This window comes from Paenibacillus terricola (assembly GCF_014779765.1).
In the GTDB taxonomy this organism is placed as follows: domain Bacteria; phylum Bacillota; class Bacilli; order Paenibacillales; family Paenibacillaceae; genus Paenibacillus_T; species Paenibacillus_T terricola.
In genome coordinates, this window is the sequence record NZ_JACXZA010000012.1 from 54240 (window position 1) to 77292 (window position 23053).

At 52.2% G+C, this 23053-nt stretch carries 22 protein-coding genes; 1 reads left to right on the plus strand and 21 read right to left on the minus strand.

What is annotated here, in order from left to right:
* Positions 1–89: 89 nt before the first annotated feature.
* The 5 genes from urtE to urtA all read right to left on the minus strand — a co-directional run bounded on the left by urtE (position 90) and on the right by urtA (position 4913).
* Positions 90–785, minus strand: coding sequence for an urea ABC transporter ATP-binding subunit UrtE (gene urtE / locus H8B09_RS29215; protein ID WP_191207104.1), 696 nt, complete (start codon positions 783–785; stop codon positions 90–92).
* On the minus strand, positions 763–1554 hold the full coding sequence (gene urtD, locus H8B09_RS29220; RefSeq protein ID WP_191207105.1) for an urea ABC transporter ATP-binding protein UrtD: 792 nt from the start codon (positions 1552–1554) through the stop codon (positions 763–765). The genes urtE and urtD overlap by 23 nt, the downstream gene beginning before the upstream one ends.
* The gene (urtC, locus tag H8B09_RS29225; RefSeq protein WP_224754124.1) at positions 1520–2605 is read right to left on the minus strand and encodes an urea ABC transporter permease subunit UrtC; all 1086 of its coding nucleotides are present in this window, start codon (positions 2603–2605) and stop codon (positions 1520–1522) included. Before urtC ends, urtD begins: the two co-directional genes overlap by 35 nt.
* An 8-nt stretch (positions 2606–2613) precedes the next feature.
* Positions 2614–3519 (minus strand): urea ABC transporter permease subunit UrtB, encoded by a 906-nt coding sequence (gene urtB, locus H8B09_RS29230; RefSeq protein ID WP_191207106.1) that lies wholly within the window; start codon positions 3517–3519, stop codon positions 2614–2616.
* Between the two features lie 134 nt (positions 3520–3653).
* On the minus strand, positions 3654–4913 hold the full coding sequence (gene urtA / locus H8B09_RS29235) for an urea ABC transporter substrate-binding protein (RefSeq protein ID WP_191207107.1): 1260 nt from the start codon (positions 4911–4913) through the stop codon (positions 3654–3656).
* A gap of 513 nt (positions 4914–5426) precedes the next feature.
* Between urtA and H8B09_RS29240 the strand changes: the two genes are divergently transcribed.
* The gene (locus H8B09_RS29240; protein ID WP_224754125.1) at positions 5427–6899 is read left to right on the plus strand and encodes a GGDEF domain-containing protein; all 1473 of its coding nucleotides are present in this window, start codon (positions 5427–5429) and stop codon (positions 6897–6899) included.
* Between the two features lie 99 nt (positions 6900–6998).
* Here H8B09_RS29240 and H8B09_RS29245 read toward each other — a convergent pair whose 3' ends face one another.
* The 16 genes from H8B09_RS29245 to rsmA form a co-directional block, all read right to left on the minus strand.
* On the minus strand, positions 6999–8114 hold the full coding sequence (locus H8B09_RS29245; RefSeq protein ID WP_191207109.1) for a peptidylprolyl isomerase: 1116 nt from the start codon (positions 8112–8114) through the stop codon (positions 6999–7001).
* Between the two features lie 181 nt (positions 8115–8295).
* Positions 8296–9420: a peptidylprolyl isomerase gene (locus H8B09_RS29250; protein ID WP_191207110.1), complete on the minus strand. Its 1125-nt coding sequence runs from the start codon at positions 9418–9420 to the stop codon at positions 8296–8298.
* Positions 9407–12934, minus strand: a complete 3528-nt coding sequence (mfd, locus tag H8B09_RS29255) for a transcription-repair coupling factor (protein ID WP_191207111.1) — start codon at positions 12932–12934, stop codon at positions 9407–9409. The genes H8B09_RS29250 and mfd overlap by 14 nt, the downstream gene beginning before the upstream one ends.
* Positions 12935–13093: 159 nt before the next feature.
* Positions 13094–13324 carry an anti-sigma-F factor Fin gene (fin, locus tag H8B09_RS29260; RefSeq protein WP_191207112.1) on the minus strand — a complete coding sequence of 77 codons (231 nt, stop codon included), beginning with the start codon at positions 13322–13324 and terminating at the stop codon, positions 13094–13096.
* A 79-nt stretch (positions 13325–13403) separates the two neighbouring features.
* Positions 13404–13751, minus strand: a complete 348-nt coding sequence (locus tag H8B09_RS29265; protein WP_318152821.1) for a hypothetical protein — start codon at positions 13749–13751, stop codon at positions 13404–13406.
* Positions 13752–13879: 128 nt separating this feature from the next.
* A complete protein-coding gene (gene pth, locus H8B09_RS29270) occupies positions 13880–14440 on the minus strand; it encodes an aminoacyl-tRNA hydrolase (protein ID WP_191207113.1) in 561 nt (186 codons plus the stop codon).
* A gap of 145 nt (positions 14441–14585) precedes the next feature.
* Positions 14586–15254: a 50S ribosomal protein L25 gene (locus tag H8B09_RS29275; RefSeq protein WP_191207114.1), complete on the minus strand. Its 669-nt coding sequence runs from the start codon at positions 15252–15254 to the stop codon at positions 14586–14588.
* Positions 15255–15342: 88 nt separating this feature from the next.
* Positions 15343–16743, minus strand: coding sequence for a bifunctional UDP-N-acetylglucosamine diphosphorylase/glucosamine-1-phosphate N-acetyltransferase GlmU (glmU, locus tag H8B09_RS29280; RefSeq protein ID WP_318152824.1), 1401 nt, complete (start codon positions 16741–16743; stop codon positions 15343–15345).
* Between the two features lie 111 nt (positions 16744–16854).
* Entirely contained in the window at positions 16855–17139 is a 285-nt protein-coding gene (gene spoVG, locus H8B09_RS29285) for a septation regulator SpoVG (RefSeq protein WP_110046107.1), read from the minus strand.
* A 127-nt stretch (positions 17140–17266) separates the two neighbouring features.
* On the minus strand, positions 17267–17662 hold the full coding sequence (locus H8B09_RS29290; protein ID WP_191207116.1) for a RidA family protein: 396 nt from the start codon (positions 17660–17662) through the stop codon (positions 17267–17269).
* Between the two features lie 30 nt (positions 17663–17692).
* Positions 17693–18517: a pur operon repressor gene (purR, locus tag H8B09_RS29295; RefSeq protein ID WP_191207117.1), complete on the minus strand. Its 825-nt coding sequence runs from the start codon at positions 18515–18517 to the stop codon at positions 17693–17695.
* Between the two features lie 123 nt (positions 18518–18640).
* Positions 18641–19495, minus strand: a complete 855-nt coding sequence (ispE, locus tag H8B09_RS29300; RefSeq protein WP_191207142.1) for a 4-(cytidine 5'-diphospho)-2-C-methyl-D-erythritol kinase — start codon at positions 19493–19495, stop codon at positions 18641–18643.
* Positions 19496–19673: 178 nt separating this feature from the next.
* Entirely contained in the window at positions 19674–19859 is a 186-nt protein-coding gene (locus H8B09_RS29305; RefSeq protein WP_110046103.1) for a small, acid-soluble spore protein, alpha/beta type, read from the minus strand.
* A 303-nt stretch (positions 19860–20162) separates the two neighbouring features.
* Complete coding sequence (veg, locus tag H8B09_RS29310; RefSeq protein ID WP_110046102.1) at positions 20163–20435, minus strand: biofilm formation stimulator Veg; 273 nt, start codon at positions 20433–20435, stop codon at positions 20163–20165.
* Positions 20436–20581: 146 nt separating this feature from the next.
* Positions 20582–21484, minus strand: a complete 903-nt coding sequence (gene yabG / locus H8B09_RS29315; protein ID WP_191207118.1) for a sporulation peptidase YabG — start codon at positions 21482–21484, stop codon at positions 20582–20584.
* 657 nt (positions 21485–22141) lie between these two features.
* On the minus strand, positions 22142–23053 hold the full coding sequence (rsmA, locus tag H8B09_RS29320; protein WP_191207119.1) for a 16S rRNA (adenine(1518)-N(6)/adenine(1519)-N(6))-dimethyltransferase RsmA: 912 nt from the start codon (positions 23051–23053) through the stop codon (positions 22142–22144).

The following is a 23053-nucleotide window of genomic DNA, read 5'->3' on the forward strand; positions in this document are numbered from 1 at the left end:
TCATATAAAATATGACAATCATCTTAGATATCGCATCAGAGAGCCCACTGCAGGGCGTTCCTTCATTCCCGCTTCCTTTTCTTCCGCACCTATACCGTCAAATACTTCCGCACCACTTCGTCGCTCAGCCAATCAAGCTCACCTTCCCAGGCAACAGCGCCTTTATCGAGGATGTAGAAGTAATCACCAACACTACGGACAAAATCAAGGCTCTGCTCGACGAGCAGAATAGCCGTCTTACCGTCCTGCTTAATGGAGCGAATAACGTCTCGAATGTCGTCGACAATCGACGGCTGTATACCCTCGCATGGTTCGTCGAGCAACAGAAGCTCAGGCTTCGACGCCAGCGCCCTAGCGAACGCCAGCTGCTGCTGCTGTCCGCCTGACAGATCGCCGCCGCGGCGTTCATACATCGACGGCAGCACCGGAAACTTCTCGATCGCTTCCGGCGGAATGCCGGAACTCTTCTCACGCGACGCCTCTAATCCGACCAGAATGTTCTCATATACGGTCAACTGGCTGAAAACCTCACGCCCTTGCGGTACGTATCCGATGCCGCGCTTCGCTCTTCGCGCCGGCGCCGCCTTCGTCAGGTCGGCGCCATCGTACGTCACCGCGCCACGACGAGCTTTCAGCACGCCCATAATGCTCTTCATCAGCGTCGTCTTGCCGACGCCGTTGCGGCCGAGCAGGCAGACGACCTGCCCCGGCTTCACCTTCAGCGACACGCCGCGAAGAATAATGCTTTCGCCATATCCGGCCTCAAGCTGTTGAACGGCTAGCATCCGCATTCCTCCTCTTCCCCAGATAGACCTCCGCGACCCGGTCATCGCTCTGGATTTCGTCCATCGCGCCTTCCTTCAGCAGCTTACCCTCATGCATAACGGTTACCTTGCTTGCAAAATTACGCACGAACTCCATGTCGTGCTCCACGACGACGATCGTCCGCAGCTTCGCAATCTCCTTCAGCAGCTCGCCCGTCTTGTCGGTTTCCTTGTCCGTCATGCCCGCAACGGGCTCGTCGAGCAGCAGCACGCTCGGCTCCTGCATCAACATAATGCCGATCTCGAGCCACTGCTTCTCGCCGTGCGACAGACCGCCAGCTCGCCAAGGTGCTTTATCCTGCAGGCCGATCATCACCAGCTGCTGCTCAACCCGCTCGCGGTCTTCCGCTGTAAGACGGGCGAACAACGTCGCGAAGACGCTTCGACGCTGGCGCATGGCGATCTCTAGATTTTCAAACACCGTTAGGGTTGGGAAAATCGATGGCGCCTGAAACTTGCGGCCTATGCCAAGTCCGGCAATCTGATGCTCCTTCTTCTTCGTCACATCAACCGGACCGTCGCTGCTGTTATAAATCACAGAACCTGACGTCGATCTTGTTTTGCCGCAAATGACATCAAGCATTGTCGTCTTGCCCGCCCCGTTCGGACCGATTAGAAAACGAAGCTCTCCCCGCTCAAGCGTCAAATTCATGCCCTGTATCGCTTTGTATCCATCGAACGATACACTAATATCCTCACACTGCAGGATGACGGACGGCTTCTTGCTCATGCTCGCTCACGCTCCTCTTGCGGAATTTAAGGCGCTCCACCAGACCCGTCACGCCGCCAGGCAGGAATACGACTACGACGATAAACAGCGCACCCATGATGAACGTCCAAGCATCCGGATATTGCGCGCTAATCTCACTCTTCGCCCCGTTCATCAGCACCGCGCCAAGCACGGCACCGATAAGCGTGCCGCGGCCGCCGATGGCAACCCAGAGCACCATTTCAATCGAAGGAACGATACCGAGCATCGAAGGCGAAATAATGCCGACGTGAAGCACGAACAACATGCCTGCAAGACCAGCCAGAACGCCGGAAATCGCGAAGGCCGTCATTTGATACAGCGCTGGGTTGTAGCCGATGAACCGAACGCGGTTCTCTCCGTCGCGGATCGCTCGCAGCACTTTGCCGAATCGGCTCTTCACCAGGAAACGACACAGTACAAATGCCACGACGAGGAAAATAGCCGTCACCCAGTACAACATCTGCTTCGTATCCGGGGATGAAATCGACTGGCCTGCGATCTTCGAATAGCCGGTAATGCCGTTTGTACCGCCCGTATATGCCTGCTGTCCAATCAGCAGCGTTGTCGCAATAATAACGAGCGCTTGCGTAAGAATCGTAAAGTAAACGCCGCGGATTCGGTTGCGGAACGTAACATAGCCGAGTATGAGTGCTAAGACCCCCGGTATAAGCAGCCCCGCTAGGAATGCGAAGCCTAATGATTCGAACGGTTTCCAGAATGCAGGCAGTGCGGTAAGACCGCTCCAATCCATAAAGTCCGGCATCCTCCCGCCGCTTGCCTGCAGCTTCAAGTGCATCGCCATGGCATAGCCGCCGAGACCGAAGAAGACGCCGTGGCCCAGGCTGAGAATGCCGGTATAGCCCCAGATTAGGTCCAACCCAAGCGCGACGATTGCAAAAGCAAGAAACTTCGCAAGCAAATTTAGCCGAAAATCACTTAAATACAGCGGTGCAGCGAACATCGCCGCCGCCGCGACAGCATATCCGATAAGTGCCCATATACGGGCACGACTCCAAGTTTGGGTCATCATGGCCACCTCTAATCCAATGAACGTGTGCGCATCGCGACGAACCCTCGCGGCCGCCACTGCAGGAATGCGACAATGCAGACGAACACGAGCACTTTACCGAGCGATGCATTCGTCCAATATTCGAACAGCGTATTCGTCATGCCGATGCCAAGCGCACCGAGCAGCGTACCAACCAGCTTGCCGACACCGCCCAACACAACAACCATAAACGCATCAACGATGTAATAGGTGCCGAGCGACGGGCCAATCGGTCCCAACAGCGTCAACGCACAACCCGCGATTCCAGCGATGCCTGAACCAATTGCGAATGTGACGGCATCGACTCTGCGCGTCGAGATGCCGAGACAGGCTGCCATATCACGATTCTGCATAACCGCACGCATATTGCGGCCTGCACGACTGCGATAAATATAGAAGTACATTGCAAGCAGGCAGATGATAACAAGGGCGATAATGAACAGCCGTTTGTACGGCAGCACGACGCCTTCCATGATCGTGAGTCCACCGTCCAGCCAGGACGGACTCGTCACGCCGACGTTCGGCGCACCGAAGATGGAACGCGCGAGCTGCTGCAGCGCCAATCCGACACCCCAGGTCGCAAGCAGACTGTCGAGCGGCCGCCCGTACAAATGCCGGATGAGCGACAGTTCAAGCAGCCATCCGAACAGGAACGCTATAGCGAAGCTTACCGGAATCGCGAGTATATAATAGTAGTCGAACATGGAAGCAGGCAGTGCGCTTTTAAACATATTTTGCGTCACATACGTTGCATATGCACCGATCATAATAAGCTCGCCATGCGCCATATTGATGACATTCATCAGACCGAACGTTATTGCAAGGCCAAGCGCGATTAGCAGCAGTATGGAGCTGACGCTGAGCCCATTGAACAGCTGCGTAATATAAATTGCCATAAGTCCACCCCACAGGCGAGTCGATTATAGGCAGGACAAAAGGAGTATCCGAAATTGCTGCAGCGAATACTCCTTCTCCCCTCCCATTACATGCGTAAGATTATGTTCAGCCGCCTTGAGTCAGCTGCTTCATGCTAGTTGCCCACGCTAAGCGTGGCTGCCCAAGTATAGCCCTTTAAGTATGGATCCGGCTTAACCGGCTCGCCGGAGTTCCACAGCTCCTTGAACATACCGCCGGATTGCACTTCGCCGATCCGAACCGTTTTGTACAAGTGCTGCGTTGCACCGTCAATTTTCACTTTACCCTCCGGGGCATCCCATTCGAGTCCCTTCGCCGCTTCCTTCACCTTCGCAACGTCCGTGGAGCCCGCTTTCTCTACAGCTGCCGCCCACAGATAAACAGCGTCGTAACCTGCTTCGATCGGGTCCGCCGTTACGCGGTCATTGCCGTATTTCTTCTTATAGTTCTCAACGAACGTCTTGTTCTGCGGCGTATCCGTCGTCTCGTAGTAGTTCCAAGCCGCCAGGTGGCCCGTCAGCACGTCCGCGCCGATGCCGCGGATTTCTTCTTCAGCCACCGATACGGACAGCGTCGTCAGATCCTTCGATGTAATACCCGCATCCTTCAACTGCTTGAAGAAAGCAACGTTGCTGTCACCGTTCAACGTATTGAATACAACATCCGGCTTCGCTTCTTTAATCTTCGTAATAATAGTGCTGTAATCCGTGTGTCCAAGCGGCGTATACTCTTCGCCTACCAATTCGCCACCTTCAGCCTTCAGCTGTTCTTTAATGATCTTGTTGGCGGTACGTGGGAATACGTAGTCGGAACCGAGCAGGTAGAACTTCTTGCCGCGGTTCTCAAGCAGCCATGTGACCGCCGGTACGATTTGTTGGTTCGTCGTAGCGCCTGTGTAGAAAATGTTCGGCGAGGACTCTAGTCCTTCGTATTGAACCGGATACCAGAGCAGACCGTTCAGCTCCTCGAACACTGGCAGCATCGCCTTCCGACTTGCCGACGTCCAGCCACCGAATACCGTTGCGACTTTATTCTCAGATAGCAGCTTGCGCGCCTTCTCGGCGAAAGTCGGCCAATCCGAAGCGCCATCCTCAATGACTGGCTCAATCTGTTTGCCAAGGACGCCGCCCTTCGCATTGATCTCCTCGATTGCCATCATCTCCGCGTCTTTAACCGATACCTCACTGATCGACATCGTGCCGCTGAGGGAGTGAAGAATGCCAACCTTGATCGTGTCACCACCTGTTGCTGCGGTAGTGCCTCCTTCTGTGGTCGAAGCCGGCTCATCCTTGCTCGTTCCGCAGGCTGCAAGACCAACTGCCAGGACTAGCATTAATAGCGCTGTGCGGTGAATGCTCATTTTCTTTTTCTTCATGCTCCCACTCCCCATTACGATCTGTTTCCGAACATTGGGTTTACAATTCGTTCCATCGTTCGTGATTCCCATTATAGAGGTGCACAAAGTTTAATGTCAATATAGTTTACATCAATAATCTGGATGTAGACATAATCTTAAAAAGTTTAATCTAGTTCCGGTCTTTTGTGTTAGATACACTGACATATATGACGTAAACTGTCCCAATATTCGGGGGGCAGCAAACAATTTTCTTGTTTTGTGTCATTTATCATGACATAATTCTACAGTAAGTATATTCGTCTTTTATGTATACGGTTTCTGTTTATTCACCAATTGAAACATTGGATACGTCAGTTAAAGAAGCGATAGCACACATACAGGATTACAATTATGGAAAATGTTAATAAAACTTTCGAAAATCCCTTTATTTATTCTAAAATTTTGGTTTTCATATTGGACATCACGCCTAAACATGGTAGTATAATGGTTGATTATCTCTAGTTAAATACTACCACTATCAGGGTGTGACTTATGATGCATCACTGGATGCCGAGACTAGGCCTACGGTATCGGTTTGCAGTTGCGATTACCGTCGGCATACTCCTTCCAACCTCCTTAGTCAGCTTGCTCACCTACCGGCTCATCGACAACCAGGCCGAACAATCAGCCCATACGAGAATCGAACGGAGCCTCGCAGTCATCGATGATCAACTCACGAACACGATTCATACTGCCGAAGCAGATGCACGTTGGATGTCACAGCTGTTCTCAGATGACATCAGCAGCGAACCTTCCTTGGCACCAACTGAGTCTAACAGAATGATTGAACTGTTCCTGGAAGAACACGAACAATACCGTTATATCATTATCCGGTCTGATCATAGACCCGATGTTGTCATATCGCGGCCATCGCAGCCCAAGCCTGTTGTTAAGACTTCTGCATTCACTCCCGACAGCGCTTCCATCCACCACCCGATTGTTCTTCCGCCGTCAACTCCTAATGGCCGCTTAGAGGCAGCAATTGAAACTCAACTGCCGGACAGCAAGGGTTATCTTATCATCAACCTATCCCTGGAGCCGATAACGAACGTCCTTAGTAACGAAGCGTCAGCGCATGGTATTCGGTTTATACTGGCAGACCCTAACAGCACCATTCTCGCGGATTCAGGACACGGCACGGAGGCGATTCTTGAACAATCCTCCTCGCTTCAGCTTGTAACGAACTCGACTACCGAGTGGCAGATTGCAGCCGAACTGCCACATGATCGCATTTATCCAGCTGCTATGTCCGCCATCCGGTCGACAGCGTTTATTATCGTACTTGCGCTGCTGATCGGCCTGTTCGCCGCTGCGCTGCTAGCGGCCCGCTTTATTCGCCCAATTCGAATGTACCGTGAAGCGTTCGGTCGCATGGCGGATGGCGATCTGTCATTCGCCATGCCTGCCGCAGCGCGAGACGAATGGGGCAAACTAGGGGCTTCATTCAACCGTATGTTGAAGTCGCTTCAATTGCATGCGTTCTCAGATCCTTTGACAGGCCTGCCAGATCGCCGCCGTATGCTTCAGCTTATCGAGCAGCAATTTAAGATGAACAAGCCCGATGAAACGTCCCCTTTTGCTATCTGGTTCATTGATGTCGACAATTTCAAGCAGATGAACGATACTCGGGGACATGCTTTCGGTGACGATGTTGTCCGTCAAGTCGCCTTTGAACTGCAGAAGCTGATGCCTTCACCGAACGTCGTATCTCGCTTCGGAGGCGACGAGTTCGTTATGCTGATGCCAGGGGCAAATGATTTGTCCCTGAAGGCCCATGCAACGAGGCTTCAGGAGAGGTTCGAGCGAGGCATTAATGTTCGGGGCGATCTGCTGCGCGTACAGCTAAGCGTTGGCGTAGCGGTTTATCCGAAGGATGGCGAGACATTGGATCAGTTAATTGCAAGCGCTGACATGGCCATGTATAAGGCGAAGCGTAAAGGCAAGAACAACATTCAATTCCATTGAAGAAACCGAAACCGGAATAACCCAACACCGAGCATTCATGAGACAACAAAGAAACCCCGATGACCGCTTGTGCGATTGTCGGGGTTTTCATCTTTTTTCTTATTTGCTTGTATCCGCACCTGCATCTTTCGTATCCGTTGCGTTATTCGCATCGTCTTTAGCTTTGGCATCATCGGATGCCTTAGCGTCGTCGCCCGTCGCAGCGCCGCTGTTCGTGTCGCTGCCCGTCGTTCCCGTGCTGTCCGTTGCCGTCTCATCCTTCGGCAAGTTGATCGATTCGATCAGACCGTCAAGCTCATTGGTCATGAACGCTTCCATCTTCGCTGTGATAACGTTAGTCTGAACGTCGGATTTCGTATCTGCTGCGATTTCTTCATATTTCTTATCTTCACGGCTCTCGACTTTAATGACATGGTAACCATAGCTCGTCTTGACTGGCTCGCCGATAACGCCAATCGGCTGCGTGATCGCCGCTTGCTTGAACTCTTCAACCCATTTGTTCGGGCTATAGTTCTCAATCAACCCGCCAGCGTCCTTCGAGCCCGTGTCATCGGAAAACTCTGTCGCGAGAGCCTTCCAGTCGCCGCCTGCGTCAAGCTTCTGCTTCACATCTTGAGCGATCTTCAGCGCTTCTTCATCCTTACGCTTCTCTGCGCCTGTCGACATATCCATTGTTGCGATCAGAATGTGGCGAACGTTAACTTTGTTGTATCCCGTCTTGTTCTTGTCGAACTCTGCCTTCAGCTCATCTTCCGTTACGTTACGCTCCCAATACTTGCGAATCGTGACGATCTGCTGGTAGAAGGTACGAACGTCGGCGGATTTCAGTCCTGCTTCATCCGTCGATTTCTTCAGCGACTCATTGTCTTTAACCGCCGTCTCGTATTGCTTAACGAAATCATCAAGGCCTTCGCTTGCTGCATCCTTATCCTCTTTGCTCGCACGATCGAACAGTACTTTGTAGCCAACGTACTCTTTCAAATAATGCTCTTTCGCCTCTGGAAGTTGGATATACATCGCGAACTGCTGATCGAACATCGAGTAGAACGCGACGTACTTATTGAACTCCGATTCTGTCACTTCTCCACCTTTATAGGCAGCAAGGACCTTGTCTTCTTTCTTGCCGCAAGCCGCTAGTGCGGATACGACGAGAAGCAGGGCCGCCATTAGTAAAAATCCGCGACGCCATGCGGATAACCGTGTTGTCTGTGCCATTATGAATCCCCTTTCACAAATCTCAACTTCTTGTATTGTAACAGATTGCTAGATTGTTGGCTATTCACATTAGTAGCTTCTGGAAGTTACTAATGTGACATAATGGGAACCACATCGACCATGAAAATAAAGAAAAAGCGCGCAGAGATGATCTCTGCGCGCCTCCGGGCACGTTACAATTTTACTTCGCGGCGCCCTCTTCCTTCTTCTCGGTATTCGTATCTGTCGAAGTACCTGTGTCGGTGCCTGTGCCGGCTTGTCCGCTGTCCTTGCTCGTATCCGTGGAATTGCTCGTTTTATCGGTCGTTTCCTTCGGCAGTTCGATCTTTGTGATCAGTCCCGGCAGCTCATCGCTCATGAACTTGTTCAGGTTGTTCGTCGAGATCGATTGACGAAGTTCTTTCTTGATCGTATCCGGCACCTGTTCCCAAGTGCGCGTCTCACGCTTCTCTACCTTAATGACATGGTAACCGTACTCTGTTTCAACAGGATCGCCGATTTTGCCGACTTCCTGCGAGTTCGCCGCTTTCTTGAACGCCTCTACCCAAACGCGCGGCGCTTGATTCTCATAGAGGCCGCCTTTATTCTTGGAGCCCTCATCATCGGAATACTTCTTCGCCAGCTCGGTCCAGTCGCCGCCCTTCTCGAGCTCCGCCTTCACGTCCTTCGCTTTCTTCAGAGCGTCTTCCTTCTTCAGCTTCTCCTCGCCAGTGGAAGGATCCTTGAAGCCGATCAGGATATGACGAAGCGATACATTGTTGAAGTCCGTTGGCGCCTTATCGTAGATCGCCTTAATCTCTTCGTCCTTCACGCTTTGCTCGGAGTGGTCCATCACCGTGATGATCATCCGGTAGAACCATTCTGCATCAGCGTTCGTTAGACCGGCTTTATCCATCTTCGCCTTCATGGTCGCGTCGCTCTTAGCCGCTTCTTCGAACTGCTTCACGAACGTCTTCACGTCTGCCGACGCTGCATCCTTCGCTTTGGCATCGGCGCGGCTGTATAGAATCTTGTAGCCGACATATTCGCGAAGGAATTGCTCCTTCATGCCTTCGATGGACAGATACGCTTCAGCCGATGGGTTAACGATGGAGAAGAAGCTGATATAGCGATCGAACTCTTTGTCCGTTACTTTACCATCCTTGTACTCTGCAACAACGGTGCCCTGATCAGAAGCAGGCGCTTTCGTAACATCTACTGTCTTCTTGCCGCATGCGGACATAACGACCGCGAGCGACAGCAGCAGCACCAGCATAGCGGACAGACCGCGTTTGCCTGTGAAGCTGCGTTGTTTATTGTGCAACATCTTGGAGTGCTCCCTTCGATTTTAACGCATCCTTGCAAGCTTCAAGAAATTTCTCCAGCAGCTCAAGCTTCTGCTCCTGCGTCAGCCCTTTGCCGCGAAGCAGAATATACGGCTGACCGCCAGCGCTTGCTTCGTCAAACAACTTAAACCGGTTCTCGAACTTGAGACAAAGTTGGTCAAGCTTCTTCTTATCGAACCGCCCGACTTCAGCAAGCTTCATCGTCCAGTCGTCCGCCTTTTGCGAAATCTGCTCGATGCCATAATCGCCGCCATATGTCTTCAGCCGCGCTACGGCAAGCAAGTTCTCAACCGCAGCCGGCAAATCGCCGAAGCGGTCGACAAGCTCTTCACCCAAGTCCTCTGCCTCCGCAATAGAGCGAATGCTGGCTACCTTCTTGTAAATCTCGATCTTCTGAATGCTGTCATAAATATAATCCGATGGCAGGTATGCATCGATGCTGATATCGATAACCGTCGACACTTTGCGTTCAACAACCTGCGTCGTTCCTTCAAGCTGCGACTTGCGGGCAGCTACCTCATCGGCAAGCATCTGCGAATACAGATCGAAGCCAACCGAAGCTATGAAACCATGCTGCTCCGCCCCGAGCAGATTGCCCGCTCCACGGATCGCAAGGTCGCGCATTGCGATTTTGAAGCCGGATCCGAGCTCGGTGAACTCTTTGATCGACTGCAGCCGTTTCTCCGCAACTTCCGTCAGCACCTTGTCCCGCTGATACGTAAAGTACGCATAGGCAATCCGGTTGGACCGGCCGACCCTTCCGCGAAGCTGATACAGCTGCGACAAGCCCATTTTGTCCGCATCATGAACAATAAGCGTGTTCACGTTCGGAATATCGACGCCTGTCTCGATAATGCTGGTACTAACCAGTACGTCAAACTCGCCGTCGAGGAAGTCGAGAATCGTCTTCTCCAGCTCTTGCTCCGACATCTGACCATGTCCGACTGCTACTCTCGCATCCGGCACAAGTGCCTTAATCTGATCAGCCATCTGATGAATCCCTTGTACGCGGTTGTACAGATAGTATACCTGTCCGCCGCGCGCTAATTCACGTTCGACCGCTTCCCTGACAAGCGACGTACTATATTCAAGCACATAGGTTTGAACCGGGAACCGATTCTCAGGCGGTGTCTCGATAACCGACAGATCGCGAACACCCAGCATGGACATATGCAGCGTACGCGGAATTGGCGTAGCTGTAAGCGTCAGTACATCAACGTTCGTCTTCAGCCGCTTCAGCTTCTCTTTATGAGAGACGCCGAAACGCTGCTCCTCATCGACAATGAGCAGGCCCAGATCTTTGAACACGACATCCTGCGACAGCAGACGGTGCGTGCCGATAATAATATCGACCGTACCCGCCTTAATCCCTTTCATCGTATCGGTCTGTTCCTTGCGGGAACGGAAACGGGAGAGCACCTGCACCTTGAACGGATATCCGGAGAACCGCTCGCGGAACGTCTCATAATGCTGCTGTGCGAGAATAGTCGTTGGTACCAGTATAGCCACTTGCTTGCCTTCTATAGCCGCCTTGAAAGCGGCCCTCACCGCTACCTCGGTCTTGCCGTAGCCAACGTCGCCGCACAAGAGACGGTCCATCGGACGCGTCAGCTCCATATCCTTCTTGATTTCATCAATTGCACGAAGCTGATCCCGCGTCTCATCGTATGGGAACATCGCCTCGAACTCCTGCTGATAAGGCGTATCCGTGCCAAAAGCAAACCCTGGGCTCGCCTGACGCTCTGCATACAGCTTAATGAGCTCATCTGCAATATCTTTGACAGACGAACGGACTTTCGTTTTGACCTTGTTCCATTCGTTGCCGCCGAGCTTGTAGATTTTCGGTTCCTTTTCCTCTGCGCCCACATACTTCTGAATCATATCGATCTGTTCGATCGGAATGGACAGCTTATCGCCGCCTGCATACATGACATGCATATAATCTTTATGAATGCCGCCAATAACAAGCGTGCCGATGCCTAGGTACTTGCCGATACCATGATTCTGGTGAACGACATAGTCGCCGACCTTCAGCTCTGTATAACTCTTAATCCGCTCAGCGTTATCAATCTTCTTGTCGACACGCGTTGCCTTCCGCTGTTTCTGCGAGAACATCTCGCCTTCCGTAATGACGACCAGATGAATCGACGGCAGCTCAAAACCAGCCTGCAGATTGCCCTCCAAGAGCATCGGCGGCTCAATATTGTAATCCTGCAGCACCCTGCGCATGCGGTCCATCCGCTCTGCGCTGCCTGCGAGCATCATGACGGTCGCTCCGGCTTTCTTCCAGCGGTCCATCTCCGCCTTCAGCACGTTCATCTGCCCGTGGAAGTTCTGCGTCGCACGGCACATGAAGTTAAGAATATTCTGCGGCTGCGTATGTGGAATTTGACGCAGGAACAAAGACAAGAACACCGTCTGATACGCGCGGTGGTGCAAGATTTCATCGTTCTCGCGCGCAAGCGGCAGCCCTGGAAGCGACTTGCCGTGAGACAGCAGATGGGTTGCCCATTCTGCCTCATCTCGCTCCAGCTGGCGAGCTGTCTCGATGAGACGAAGCGGCTCATCCATAATAAGCAGCGTATCCGACGGAATATAATCAAGCAGCGTATGGCGTTCTGGGTAGAGCAGCGAGACGTACTTATACATTTCGCTAAAATACTGCCCTTCCTGCAGCTTCTCCATCTCGCTGCCAATCTCGGCGCGCAGACGCTCCTTCGCCGTACGATCTGTCATCCGCTCAAGCTGCTTCTCGAGCAGACCCGCAGCCTGCTGCGCTGCGTTCTTGAACCTGCGCTCATCTGCCGGCAATTCACGGCATGGCGTCACAACGAATGACTCCAGCTTATCAAGCGATCGCTGGTCCGCCGGATCGAACGTGCGAATCGAATCGATCTCGTCGTCAAACCACTCCACGCGGCATGCTACCGACGAAGTCAGCGGATAGAAGTCGACGATGCCGCCGCGGACGCTCATTTCGCCTTTCGACTCTACGCGGTCGACTCGCTCATACCCAATTCCGTTCATGCTTCGGAGGAAGGTATCGATCGGCATGGTATCGCCGACTTTTAGCGAGATTTGCGCCTCTGCCATGATGCCCTTCACAGGCAAGTAGCGTCTCACGCCGCTGAATGGAACGACGACAATCCCGCGATACCCTTGGGACAGCCTGATCAGCGCGTCAATGCGCTGTGCCAGCGTCTCAGGACTCGAGACAGCCGATTCGGCGGCCACCAATTCGTTGGCGGGATAAAGAAGAACATCGCCCGGAGGCAGCAGTTCCTGCAAATCTTCTACGATTTTCTGAGCTGCGAACATATTGTGGGTGACGACCAGCATTGGCCGATCCAAATCGGTACGCAGCGCTGACATGAGAACCTGACGGGACGAACCGGCCAGACCCGATATAAGCTGCTCCCGCATGCCCGCTGTAATACCCGACAATACGGTCTGATAGTCGGCATCTGCGGCAAAAGCCTTAATTAACGCTTTCAATGGAAACGGCACCTTCCTTCTGCGGCGCGTATATACAATCGCACCGTGTGACGATGAAAAACCTCTATTGATAACGCTATTAGAGGCTGGTTCGGCAAACACACAAAGAAGCCTCAGCCATTCCGATGCCTAGGCTAAGGCTGTCGCTTGTATTCCAAGCTATTGAAGCGGATTCGGTATAAGCACAAGCTCTGGATTCGCTTCGATTGCTTCGCGGCAATAATCACAAACCACATTAACAATGACGTCCCCATTTGGGTTATACGCTATTATATCGCTGCGCTCCTCGGGGGTCAAGAAATGGAAACCGAGCTGCTGCTCCGTTACTGTCGCGCTATCAATCGTTCCTACCGTAGACCGGCAATGCGGGCAAATGTAGTTCACGGCCATATGTATGCCTCCTGACCAATCGTTATACACGTTAGTATGCCCCGAATCGGAGCAATATAACGATGGTCAGCGAAGGCTTTTACCCGATGATCGCGAACGTCTGGACGCCTGCCGGAATCGTCCGCACCCGCTGCAGGATGCCTGCCGGGTTAAAGGCGCGCAGCTCGTAGCTGACTTGCGTCAGCGTGCCGATATTATTGAACCGGACAACGCCGAACGGATCGAACACCGCTTGGGATACGACTCTGCCGTTACGGATCAGCTGGGCAAAGAAGTTGGTCGTCCGAAACGGTACGCCATTCGTCTGCACCCAAACAACCGTAAGTCGGTTGAAAGTCGGACTCGTACGCGCATTCGCCGACGGACGTGATGTTCTTACAACGGTGCCGCCTGGCACAATAAATGGAGGGCTCACCAATCTAACCACCGCTCCCACTCCTCTCGTGTCTTAATACCGTTGACATCTTATGCGGGAGGTGGTCAGCCCGAGTGGACGAATGGTAACCAGACATACGTTCTCAGGCTTCCGCCTTGGAGAGAAGGTGTCCCTATTACTTAGCCATTAAATTTAGCCATCGTCTGCTCGAATGTTGCCTTGAGCGCGAACTCGGCGGCGTCGCAGGTCTGGCTGATCATCGTGGATAGTTTGTCCTGCTCTGCCTTCGGGAAATTAGCTAGAACATAATCGGCGATGTTGCCGCCCGGTTGCGGACGAGTGATGCCCATGCGGATACGGTTGAATTGCTGCGTGCCGACATGTTGAATAATCGACTTGATGCCGTTATGGCCGCCCGGGCTGCCTTGATAGCGCAGACGGATACGACCGATTTCCGTATCGAGGTCATCATAGATGACGACAAGATCTTCGAGCGCCACTTTATAGTAATCCATATAAGCGCGAATCGACTCGCCCGACAGATTCATATAGGTCATCGGCTTCATCAGCACGACCTTCGTGCCGCCCACGTTGCCTTCCCCAACAAGTGCCTTGCACTTGCTCTGCGTTACACTAATGCCCCAGCGTTTGGCGAGCTCATCAATGGCCATAAACCCGACATTGTGCCGCGTGCTCTGATATTGCGTTCCCGGATTGCCTAGCCCTACAAACCACTTCATATGTATGATTCAACTCCTATAATTGCAAATACTCGGATTACACAAAAAGGCTGCATAAGCAGCCTCTCTTGCTATGGTGTTACGATTGCCGCATTCCCCCAACGGGTGAGGTACAAGCAAGTGCCGGACCCTGTAACAGCGTCGGCTACGCGTTCTGGCCGCCGACCCCTGTCTTGACTTCCTCCATCTTCGCATGCTTCGAGCGCGATTCCGCTTCATGCAGCTCGACCGCCTGCGCTTCTGCTTCTTCCTCGGACAGCTCCAGCTGCGGCGCAAGGATCGTAACGACTACCTGTTCTGCATCGGAACGAACCGTCACGCCTGCAGGCACCGGAATGTCGCGTACAAGCAGGTTCTCGCCAACGCCCAGCGATGTCACATCGAACTTAATGACCTCCGGCAATTGATTCGGCAGGCACTCGATCTCCAGCTCATGCGCCAGCAGCTGCATGATCCCGCCTTCTCGCTCACCTTGGCTATCGCCTGTCACTTCCAGCCGAACATGCGTCCGAAGCTTCTTGTTCATATTGATTTGCTTCAGATCGATATGAACGACCTGATGCGTCAGTGGATCACGCTGAACCTCACTAATGACGACCGATTCGGTCAGACCGCCCGGAATCGCTACCGAGAGTACAGCATTCGGATGCGAACGTAGCAGCGGCAGCAGTTCCCGCTCAGCAAGCGCAATCGGCGTTGGCGCAGCAAGACTTGGCCCGTAAACAACGCCTGGCACTTTGCCCTGACTGCGCAGCTCGCGAATTTCGCGCCTCGTTCTTGTCTTCCTTGTTTCAACTGTCAATGGAATGCCCAATTGGATAACCTCCTTCGCTTTCACCCATAGGCTTACCTAGAGCCAAGCGAATTAATCGGACATCCCATTAGTTTTCTTAAAGACGCACTTAAAGTTTGGAGAGGCGTTCCTTCTTCGCTTTCGCGCGTGCGCGAAGCTTCTCGCCGTAGCCTGTCTTGTTCTCCTGGCGTACACGTGCAATCGCCATGTCATTAGCAGCTACGTCCTGCGTAATCGTCGAACCTGCTACCACATACGCACCATCGCCGATCTTAACCGGTGCGATCAGGTTAACGTTACTGCCGACGAAGGCGTTATCGCCGATCTCGGTTATCGACTTGTTGAAGCCGTCATAGTTAACTGTAATTGCGCCACAGCCAATATTAACGTCTTTGCCAATGACGGCATCCCCGACGTAGCTCAGATGCGACACTTTGCTGCCATCGCCGAGCGTAGCATTTTTCAACTCAACGAAATCGCCAATCTTGCACTCGCGGCCAAGAACAGAGCCTGGACGGAGATTCGCATATGGGCCAACCGCGCTTTCCTCGCCGATAATTGCATCGACTGCAACGGAGTATTTAATAGATGCGCCATTGTCGACCTTCGTGTTCGTCAGATCCGCTTGGGGACCAATCACACAATCCTCGCCAATGACCGTCTTGCCGCGCAGCACCGTTCCCGGATGAAGAATCGTATCCGAACCAATGACAACGCCAGCTTCAATATAAGTCGCTGCCGGGTCAATGATCGTAACGCCGTTAATTTGATGCTCGCGCACGATGCGTGCACGCATAAGTTGTTCCGCTTCTCCTAGGCCAACGCGGTCATTAACGCCGATGCCTTCCGAGAAATCGGATGCGATGTAAGCCCCAACCGTCTCGTCTTGCTTACGAAGAATCTCAAGGACATCCGTAAGATAGTATTCGCCTTGCGCGTTATTGTTCGTCACAAGCTTCAGCGCGTCAAACAGCTTGCGGTTGTCGAAGCAGTACATGCCTGTATTAATTTCAGTAATCGCGGCTTCCTCAGCCGAGCAGTCTTTCTGCTCCACAATGCGAAGCACTTGTCCATTCTCGCCTCGGATAATGCGACCTAGTCCTTGCGGATTCGGAACGACCGCCGTCAGCACCGTCGCTGCTGCACCCGCACTCGTATGCTGTTCTAGCAGCTTGCCAAGCGTTTCAGCTGTTACTAGAGGCGTATCGCCATATAGGATAACAGTCGTTCCTTCTTCTTCACCGATGAGCTCCGCAGCTTGCTGCACCGCGTGGCCCGTACCGAGCTGCTCAGCCTGCAGCACGAATTCAGCGCGATTACCCAGCGTCGCTTTGACCAACTCTGCGCCGTGCCCAACTACAACAACCTTACGCTCGCATGCTGTTGCATCTACCGTATCAAGCACATGCTCCACCATCGGCTTGCCGCATACTTGGTGAAGTACTTTATATAGCTTGGATTTCATCCGCTTGCCTTGTCCTGCCGCAAGCACAATCGCCATCAATTTCAACATCATAACCTCCTGCCAACATTCGCTTAAAACCCGCTTATTCTGTATTTGACTATATCTTATTCATATGCAAAAGAAAAGAGAGCCCGCAGGCTCTCTTCGTCTCATCAATTACGCTCCTTCTTCGATAACTTCTTCTTCCGCAGCAGCGCGCTCGTACTCAGCGAGTACGGCAGCTTGGATTTTCTCCCTGGTGGTTGAAGAAATCGGGTGAGCGATATCCCGGAATTCTCCGTCCGGAGTCCGTTTACTTGGCATAGCAACGAACATGCCATTGTTGCCGTCAATAACACGGATATCGTGAACGACGAATTCATTATCAATGGTGATCGAAGCAATAGCCTTCATACGGCCCTCCGAGTTTACACGTCGGAGTCTGACATCTGTAATTTGCACTTGTGTTCACCACCTTTGCCTCTTGAAGACTTGGTGTATACTTCCACACTTTAGAGCAAATTCCTTCTATTTTTTTGGAAAACTTATGCTTATTTATATATTTTTTTTTGCAATAGAAAACTTTTCGCTATTGTTCGACAGATACCGATGCGATCAATTCTATTTCGACAAGAACGTCCTTCGGCAAGCGCGCAACCTCTACTGTCGAGCGTGCCGGTTTATGATCTCCGAAGTAGGAACCATAGATCGCGTTAACCGCTCCGAATTGGTTCATATCCTTAATAAATACCGTTGCTTTCGCTACATCAGCGAACGTTGCGCCTGCTGCTTCGAGTACCGCTTGCAGGTTACGGAACACCTGATGCGTTTGCTCCTCGATGCCGCCTTCAACGAGTTGTCCATCTGGACCGAGTGGAATTTGACCCGAAGTAAAGAGCAGATTTCCTACTTTAGCAGCATGCGAATAAGGGCCAATTGCAGCGGGTGCGCCTGCTGCATTCACGATTTCTGGTTTCAGTTTCATTCGTGATTCCTCCGTCCAAATTGTTATATTTTACTTAAAAAAATTGCCCGGAATTACCATCGTTTGTTTGGACTTTAAGTCTACTGCCGTTACCTTCGCCAGCGACACATAGTCCTCCAATAAACGCTCTTCCGTTCCCAGTTCACCGGATTCAACGAATACGCCGACACCGGCAACCTTCGCATTGAACTCACCGAGCAGATCCATCATGCCTTGGATCGTTCCGCCTGCCTTCATGAAGTCATCAATAATAAGCACACGTGCGCCCTCGCGCAGTGTACGTCTAGCGAGTGACATCGTCTGAATGCGTTTGTTGGAGCCGGATACGTAATTTATGCTCACAGCGGAGCCTTCCGTCACTTTATTGTCCCGACGAACAATTACGACCGGCAGATTGAGGCACGCCGCGGTTGCATAAGCAAGCGGAATCCCCTTCGTCTCTACCGTCATAATGACGTCGATTTCACGACCAGCGAACGCTGTAGCGAACATGCGTCCCAGCTCCGACAGCAGTTCGGGCTGTCCAAGCATATCGGTCATGAACAAATAGCCGCCAGGCAGCACGCGTTCCGGCTGTTCCAATTGGCGGCACACCGTTTGAATCGTCTCCATCGCTGCGTCTTGGCCGATCTTCGGCGTGAACCTCACGCCTCCCGCAGCGCCAGCAAGCGTATGTAGTTCACCGATTCCTTCGTCTTCGAACACTTCTTTAATAATCGCCAAATCCTCGCTAATCGAGGACTTAGCGGATTGATAGCGATCCGCGAATGCGGTCAGCGAGATGAGTCTGTGTGGACGGCTCAGTAAATACTGTGTCATTTCTACGAGTCGAGCACTTCGTTTCAATTTTTTCAACGTATATCTCTCCTCGCCAAAATCCGAATATTATAAAGCAAATATACCATCTTTATACGGATTTAATCAAGGCGAAACGGTTGCCGCCGTCCCTATGACAGCGCAGCACGTTCCGATTACGAGCTACGTCAACATTCGAACGACATACACCTCTTTGCAGAATCCGCGGAGGCCATTATAAATACGCGCCAGCTTCGCTTCTTTCGATACAAGGCCGAATACCGTTGGTCCGCTGCCGGACATCAGTACACCTTCTGCGCCTAACTTCTGCATGCTCTCCTTTAGTTGAAGCACCTCAGGATAATATTTCAGCGTAACCTCTTCGAGTACATTGCCAAGCGATGTGCACATGTCGTTGAACGAGCCCTTCGCAATCGCATCCAGCATGTCCTTCATAGACGGATGAGATTTAAGCTCCGAGGCTTTGAAACGGCCATATACGTCCGCAGTCGATACGTTGATCGGAGGCTTGGCCAGCACAACCCAGCACTGCGGCGGGTTATCGATACGCTCCAGTCGTTCGCCCCGTCCTGTTGCAATCGCCGTTCCCCCTGTTACACAGAATGGAACGTCGGAACCAAGCTCTGCACCAAGGACACATAGCTCCTCATCCGATATGCCAAGTCCCCACAGCCGGTTTAGCCCACGAAGTGCTGCCGCTGCGTCGCTTGATCCGCCAGCAAGGCCTGCGGCGACCGGAATCTTTTTGTCCAAATGAATATATACGCCCTTACGGACGTCATAACGATCCTTAATCAGCCTCGCTGCCTGGAACGCAAGGTTCTTCTCATCGAGCGGTATGTATCCAGCCTGACTCGAAATAATGATCTGATCACGCTGCAGCTCTTCCATCTCGAGACGATCGGCCAGGTCGACCATCGTCATAATCATCTCGACCTCATGGAAACCGTCATTGCGCTTATGGAGCACGTCGAGCAGCAAATTTATTTTGGCAGGGGCCTTCTCGTATATTTTCATCATTTTCACCCGTTCGTATGGTTAACTCCACCTATTATAACAAACGAAGTCAAGAAATGCGAAAAAGAGTGAAGCCTGTAAATGGAAACGCATCTATATGCAAACAAGCCCCCGCCATCATAAACGGGAAGCTTGTGCAGCTGACACCTTGAACAGATGGTGCAACGTTGGCGTCGGACTATTGATTCGTCTTGTTCGCAGCGGCTTGCTCCGCCAATTGAATGGCCCGCTTCACCATGTTGCCGGCATCCTTGGCGCGAATCCCTCCCCAGCCTTCCTGCTGAACGGTATCGTAGAAACCTAGGTCTTTCGCCAGCTCATATTTCAAATTCTCGGACATGGTACCCCGTCTTCTTCTGCTCATCGGTATTCCCTCCTTACATCAGGATCTTTGAACGGAGTTCAAAGTCACTCTGCTGCTACATCAGGATCTTTGAACGGAGTTCAAAGTCACTCTACTGCTACATCAGGGTCTTTGAACGGAGTTCAAAGTCACTCAGCTTCAGCAAGCTCGAATAATTGCTTAATGCTTATTTAGCTTGCCCTGACCCTGTATGTATTCATTCGGCGGAAATGGAGGAACAATTATAAGTTCTTATGTTGTAAAAAAATGCGCATCCACATTGGATGCGCATTAGATACAGCCGGCCGATGCCGACCGCTACTGCTATTGTATATAGTTGATGCGCACTTGCCCTTCTTCGTTGCATACATGGACTTCGACGGATTCAGTCAGTATGTCCGCATAGCTGTATGAAACGCGTTTAAATGCGCTTTCTTCCTGATCGAGCTTGACAATGAAAACAGATGGGTAGATTTCTTCCAGTACTCCGGTGCGTTCGACGGTCTTTCGCCGGCCTCCGTTGGCACGGAGCCGAATTTTAGATCCGACGTGGGCTTCTAAGCTGCGTTTGATTTCCGACAGCGCATTTTTTGCCATTGTCCACTACCACCTCTTTCTCGTCCATTATAACGATCCAGGGAGGCAGTGTCAAATTGGTCAATAATTATATCAGCCAACAAAAGTTGGTGTCAATAGTATTTTTCGAATTTTATTCCTTGAAACATAGGGTCATATAATTACGTCTAGATCATTACATTCGCTTCCGCTGCCTGCTTCGTCCATTTTGGCTTTGGCAGCCCTCTGCGTAACCGTCCAATCGTATCAATGCCACCGATCCCATCAATCCCGCTAATCGTCCCTTGAATGACTTCCGGCAGGTCAATCGTCTCGCGAATCGGTGTTGCACTCGCCTTGATTGCAATATAGACAGGGTCAAGAGCATGAATGAGTATACGGCCCGGCGAGCTTGCAAAATTGGAGCCTGCCTGCAGCAGTGCCTCATAGTGGGACTGACAAGCGCCAGCGATCACGATCAGCGAATCTCGGTTTTTCTCATAGTCGCGAGCTACGCGAACGGCATCAACGAAGTTTTTGGAGTTCTTATAGCTGCTGATATTGCCTAAGTCCTCACTCCGCCTGTTCTTCAGTACACCGTCATGTCCGGTAATAACGACGATGTCGGGCTTCAATTCCGGCAGCAGACGATACAGCAGCTCGGGCATCTGTCCCTCATGGACATGGATGCCATGCGCAGGAATGCGCATCTGTGAGTACAGCTGCATGCTTTTACGCATATAGTTACCATCGCCGTCGAGATGAAGCACTTTGCCCGGCATTTCGTAGAACGAAAGGTTCGACGATGACGTTGACTGCGACGCCAATCGAATCGGTCCATCCTGCACATGTACTGGCGGAAGTTTCTCCTGCATTCGACGCAGCGATTCCTTGACCTTAATTCGAACCTGCTGGGATGCTGGCGTCGAATCCGGATCATTCACGACTGCCAGATCAAGAAGCGGCGAATCCGCAAGCAGCCGATAATCCGTGCCTTTCAAGACAGCTAGTTGGTTATCTCGTAATTGTTCAATGCGGAACAGCACGTCACCGCCGTAAGATTTGCGGACGACCAAGTCCCCTTGCTTCATGGGCAGATCACCTCTTCGTGTATCCTATGGGTGACCTTCCTAGAAGGTGACACGAATATCCGAGGGCTTGGCCCTCGGAGCTCCCTTGCTTACCTAGGGGCTCCGCCCCTTACTCCCGGATTTAGTCCCTGGCGGGACGGCGTTCTCAAAGATTCTTTTTAAACCTTTTCAATCCTTTTTCGACCCCGCCCAAACCCTCCCCTGATCTCAGGGGAGGGCCCCAAGGGCTCCCGCCCTCTGGACGCCCGGAGGACTGGTCTAGCTGGGTTTGGCGGATTAGGATAGGTTGGGGTGAGTTTGGGGTACGTTTGAACGTCCGCCTACGATTCGATGCGCCTGAGTTAGTATGTGCTAATACTCGCTTTCGTCCCTGCGGGACACGCTTTACTTTGGACGCTCCAACATGGTGATCCCTACGGGATCTAAAACCTCTACATTGGGATGAGCAGTTCGAGCGTCCGCCTACGTTTCGGCGCGCCTGAGTTAGTGCGTGCTAACACTCGCTTTCGTCCCTGCGGAACACACTTTACTTTGGGCGTTCCAGCAGGGTGATCCCTATGGGATCTAAGTGCTTTGTTGGGGGAAGGAGTTCGAGCGTCCGCCTACGGTCTTAAAATAAAAACCGTATGCACGCATGCATACGGTTGGGTCAATTGGTTAACCTTGCAAGCCTAGGCCGGCTTGGTGGAGGGTGGTGCTTAGTTTGGCGAATTCGTCGAGGGACAGTGTTTCGCCGCGGCGTCCTGGGTCAATGCCGATCTGCTCGAGCATCGTAGTCAGCGTTTCACGCTGGTCTTTGCCTAGCCAGGACGAGAGGTTGTTCATGAGTGTCTTGCGGCGCTGTGCGAAGGAAGATTGCACGACGCGGAAGAAATGGGCCTCGTCTGGTGTTTCGACCGCAGGCTTGTCACGCAGCGACAGCTTGATAACCGCCGAGTCGACATTGGGCTGTGGAATGAACACGGTATGCGGCACGATGCATACGATGCTCGGTACGCAATAATATTGCACAGCAACGCTAAGGCTGCCGTAGTCTTTGCCACCGGGCTTCGCTGCCATCCGGTCTGCGACTTCCTTCTGGATCATTACGACGATATTCTCCAGTGGGAGTCGGTCCTCTAGCAGCTTCATTAGAATCGGTGTCGTAACGTAGTAGGGAAGATTCGCAACTACACTGACGCCGGATACATCGCTGAACCGTTCGGCAAACAACTCCTTCAAGTCGAGCTTCAGCACGTCTGCATGAATAACCTCGACATTATCTTCCTCTGCAAGGGTATCGCGCAGAATGGGAATGAGTCGGTTGTCGATCTCAACCGCTGTCACCTTGCCCGCCGCTTGAGCGAGATGCTGCGTCAACGCGCCAATGCCCGGTCCGATCTCGAGCGCGCCCTTCGTCGAATCGAGCTCTGCAGCGGATACGATTTTGTGCAGGATATTCTGATCGATCAGGAAGTTCTGTCCGAGACTTTTCTTAAACTCAAAGCCGTATTTCTTAACAATATCGCGTGTCCGCGATGGGGTTGCTACCTCTACCGACGTATTCTTCTTCTGTTCATTACCGCTCAT

Excerpts from the sequence above, each read along its gene's own strand:
- urtE (WP_191207104.1), bottom strand. The coding sequence starts at position 785 with ATGCTAGCCGTTCAACAGCTTGAGGCCGGATATGGCGAAAGCATTATT.
- urtD (WP_191207105.1), bottom strand. The coding sequence starts at position 1,554 with ATGAGCAAGAAGCCGTCCGTCATCCTGCAGTGTGAGGATATTAGTGTA.
- urtC (WP_224754124.1), bottom strand. The coding sequence starts at position 2,605 with ATGATGACCCAAACTTGGAGTCGTGCCCGTATATGGGCACTTATCGGA.
- urtB (WP_191207106.1), bottom strand. The coding sequence starts at position 3,519 with ATGGCAATTTATATTACGCAGCTGTTCAATGGGCTCAGCGTCAGCTCC.
- urtA (WP_191207107.1), bottom strand. The coding sequence starts at position 4,913 with ATGAAGAAAAAGAAAATGAGCATTCACCGCACAGCGCTATTAATGCTA.
- H8B09_RS29240 (WP_224754125.1), top strand. The coding sequence starts at position 5,427 with ATGATGCATCACTGGATGCCGAGACTAGGCCTACGGTATCGGTTTGCA.
- H8B09_RS29245 (WP_191207109.1), bottom strand. The coding sequence starts at position 8,114 with ATGGCACAGACAACACGGTTATCCGCATGGCGTCGCGGATTTTTACTA.
- H8B09_RS29250 (WP_191207110.1), bottom strand. The coding sequence starts at position 9,420 with ATGTTGCACAATAAACAACGCAGCTTCACAGGCAAACGCGGTCTGTCC.
- fin (WP_191207112.1), bottom strand. The coding sequence starts at position 13,324 with ATGGCCGTGAACTACATTTGCCCGCATTGCCGGTCTACGGTAGGAACG.
- pth (WP_191207113.1), bottom strand. The coding sequence starts at position 14,440 with ATGAAGTGGTTTGTAGGGCTAGGCAATCCGGGAACGCAATATCAGAGC.
- H8B09_RS29290 (WP_191207116.1), bottom strand. The coding sequence starts at position 17,662 with ATGAAACTGAAACCAGAAATCGTGAATGCAGCAGGCGCACCCGCTGCA.
- ispE (WP_191207142.1), bottom strand. The coding sequence starts at position 19,495 with ATGAAAATATACGAGAAGGCCCCTGCCAAAATAAATTTGCTGCTCGAC.
- H8B09_RS29305 (WP_110046103.1), bottom strand. The coding sequence starts at position 19,859 with ATGAGCAGAAGAAGACGGGGTACCATGTCCGAGAATTTGAAATATGAG.
- veg (WP_110046102.1), bottom strand. The coding sequence starts at position 20,435 with ATGGCAAAAAATGCGCTGTCGGAAATCAAACGCAGCTTAGAAGCCCAC.
- yabG (WP_191207118.1), bottom strand. The coding sequence starts at position 21,484 with ATGAAGCAAGGGGACTTGGTCGTCCGCAAATCTTACGGCGGTGACGTG.
- rsmA (WP_191207119.1), bottom strand. The coding sequence starts at position 23,053 with ATGAGCGGTAATGAACAGAAGAAGAATACGTCGGTAGAGGTAGCAACC.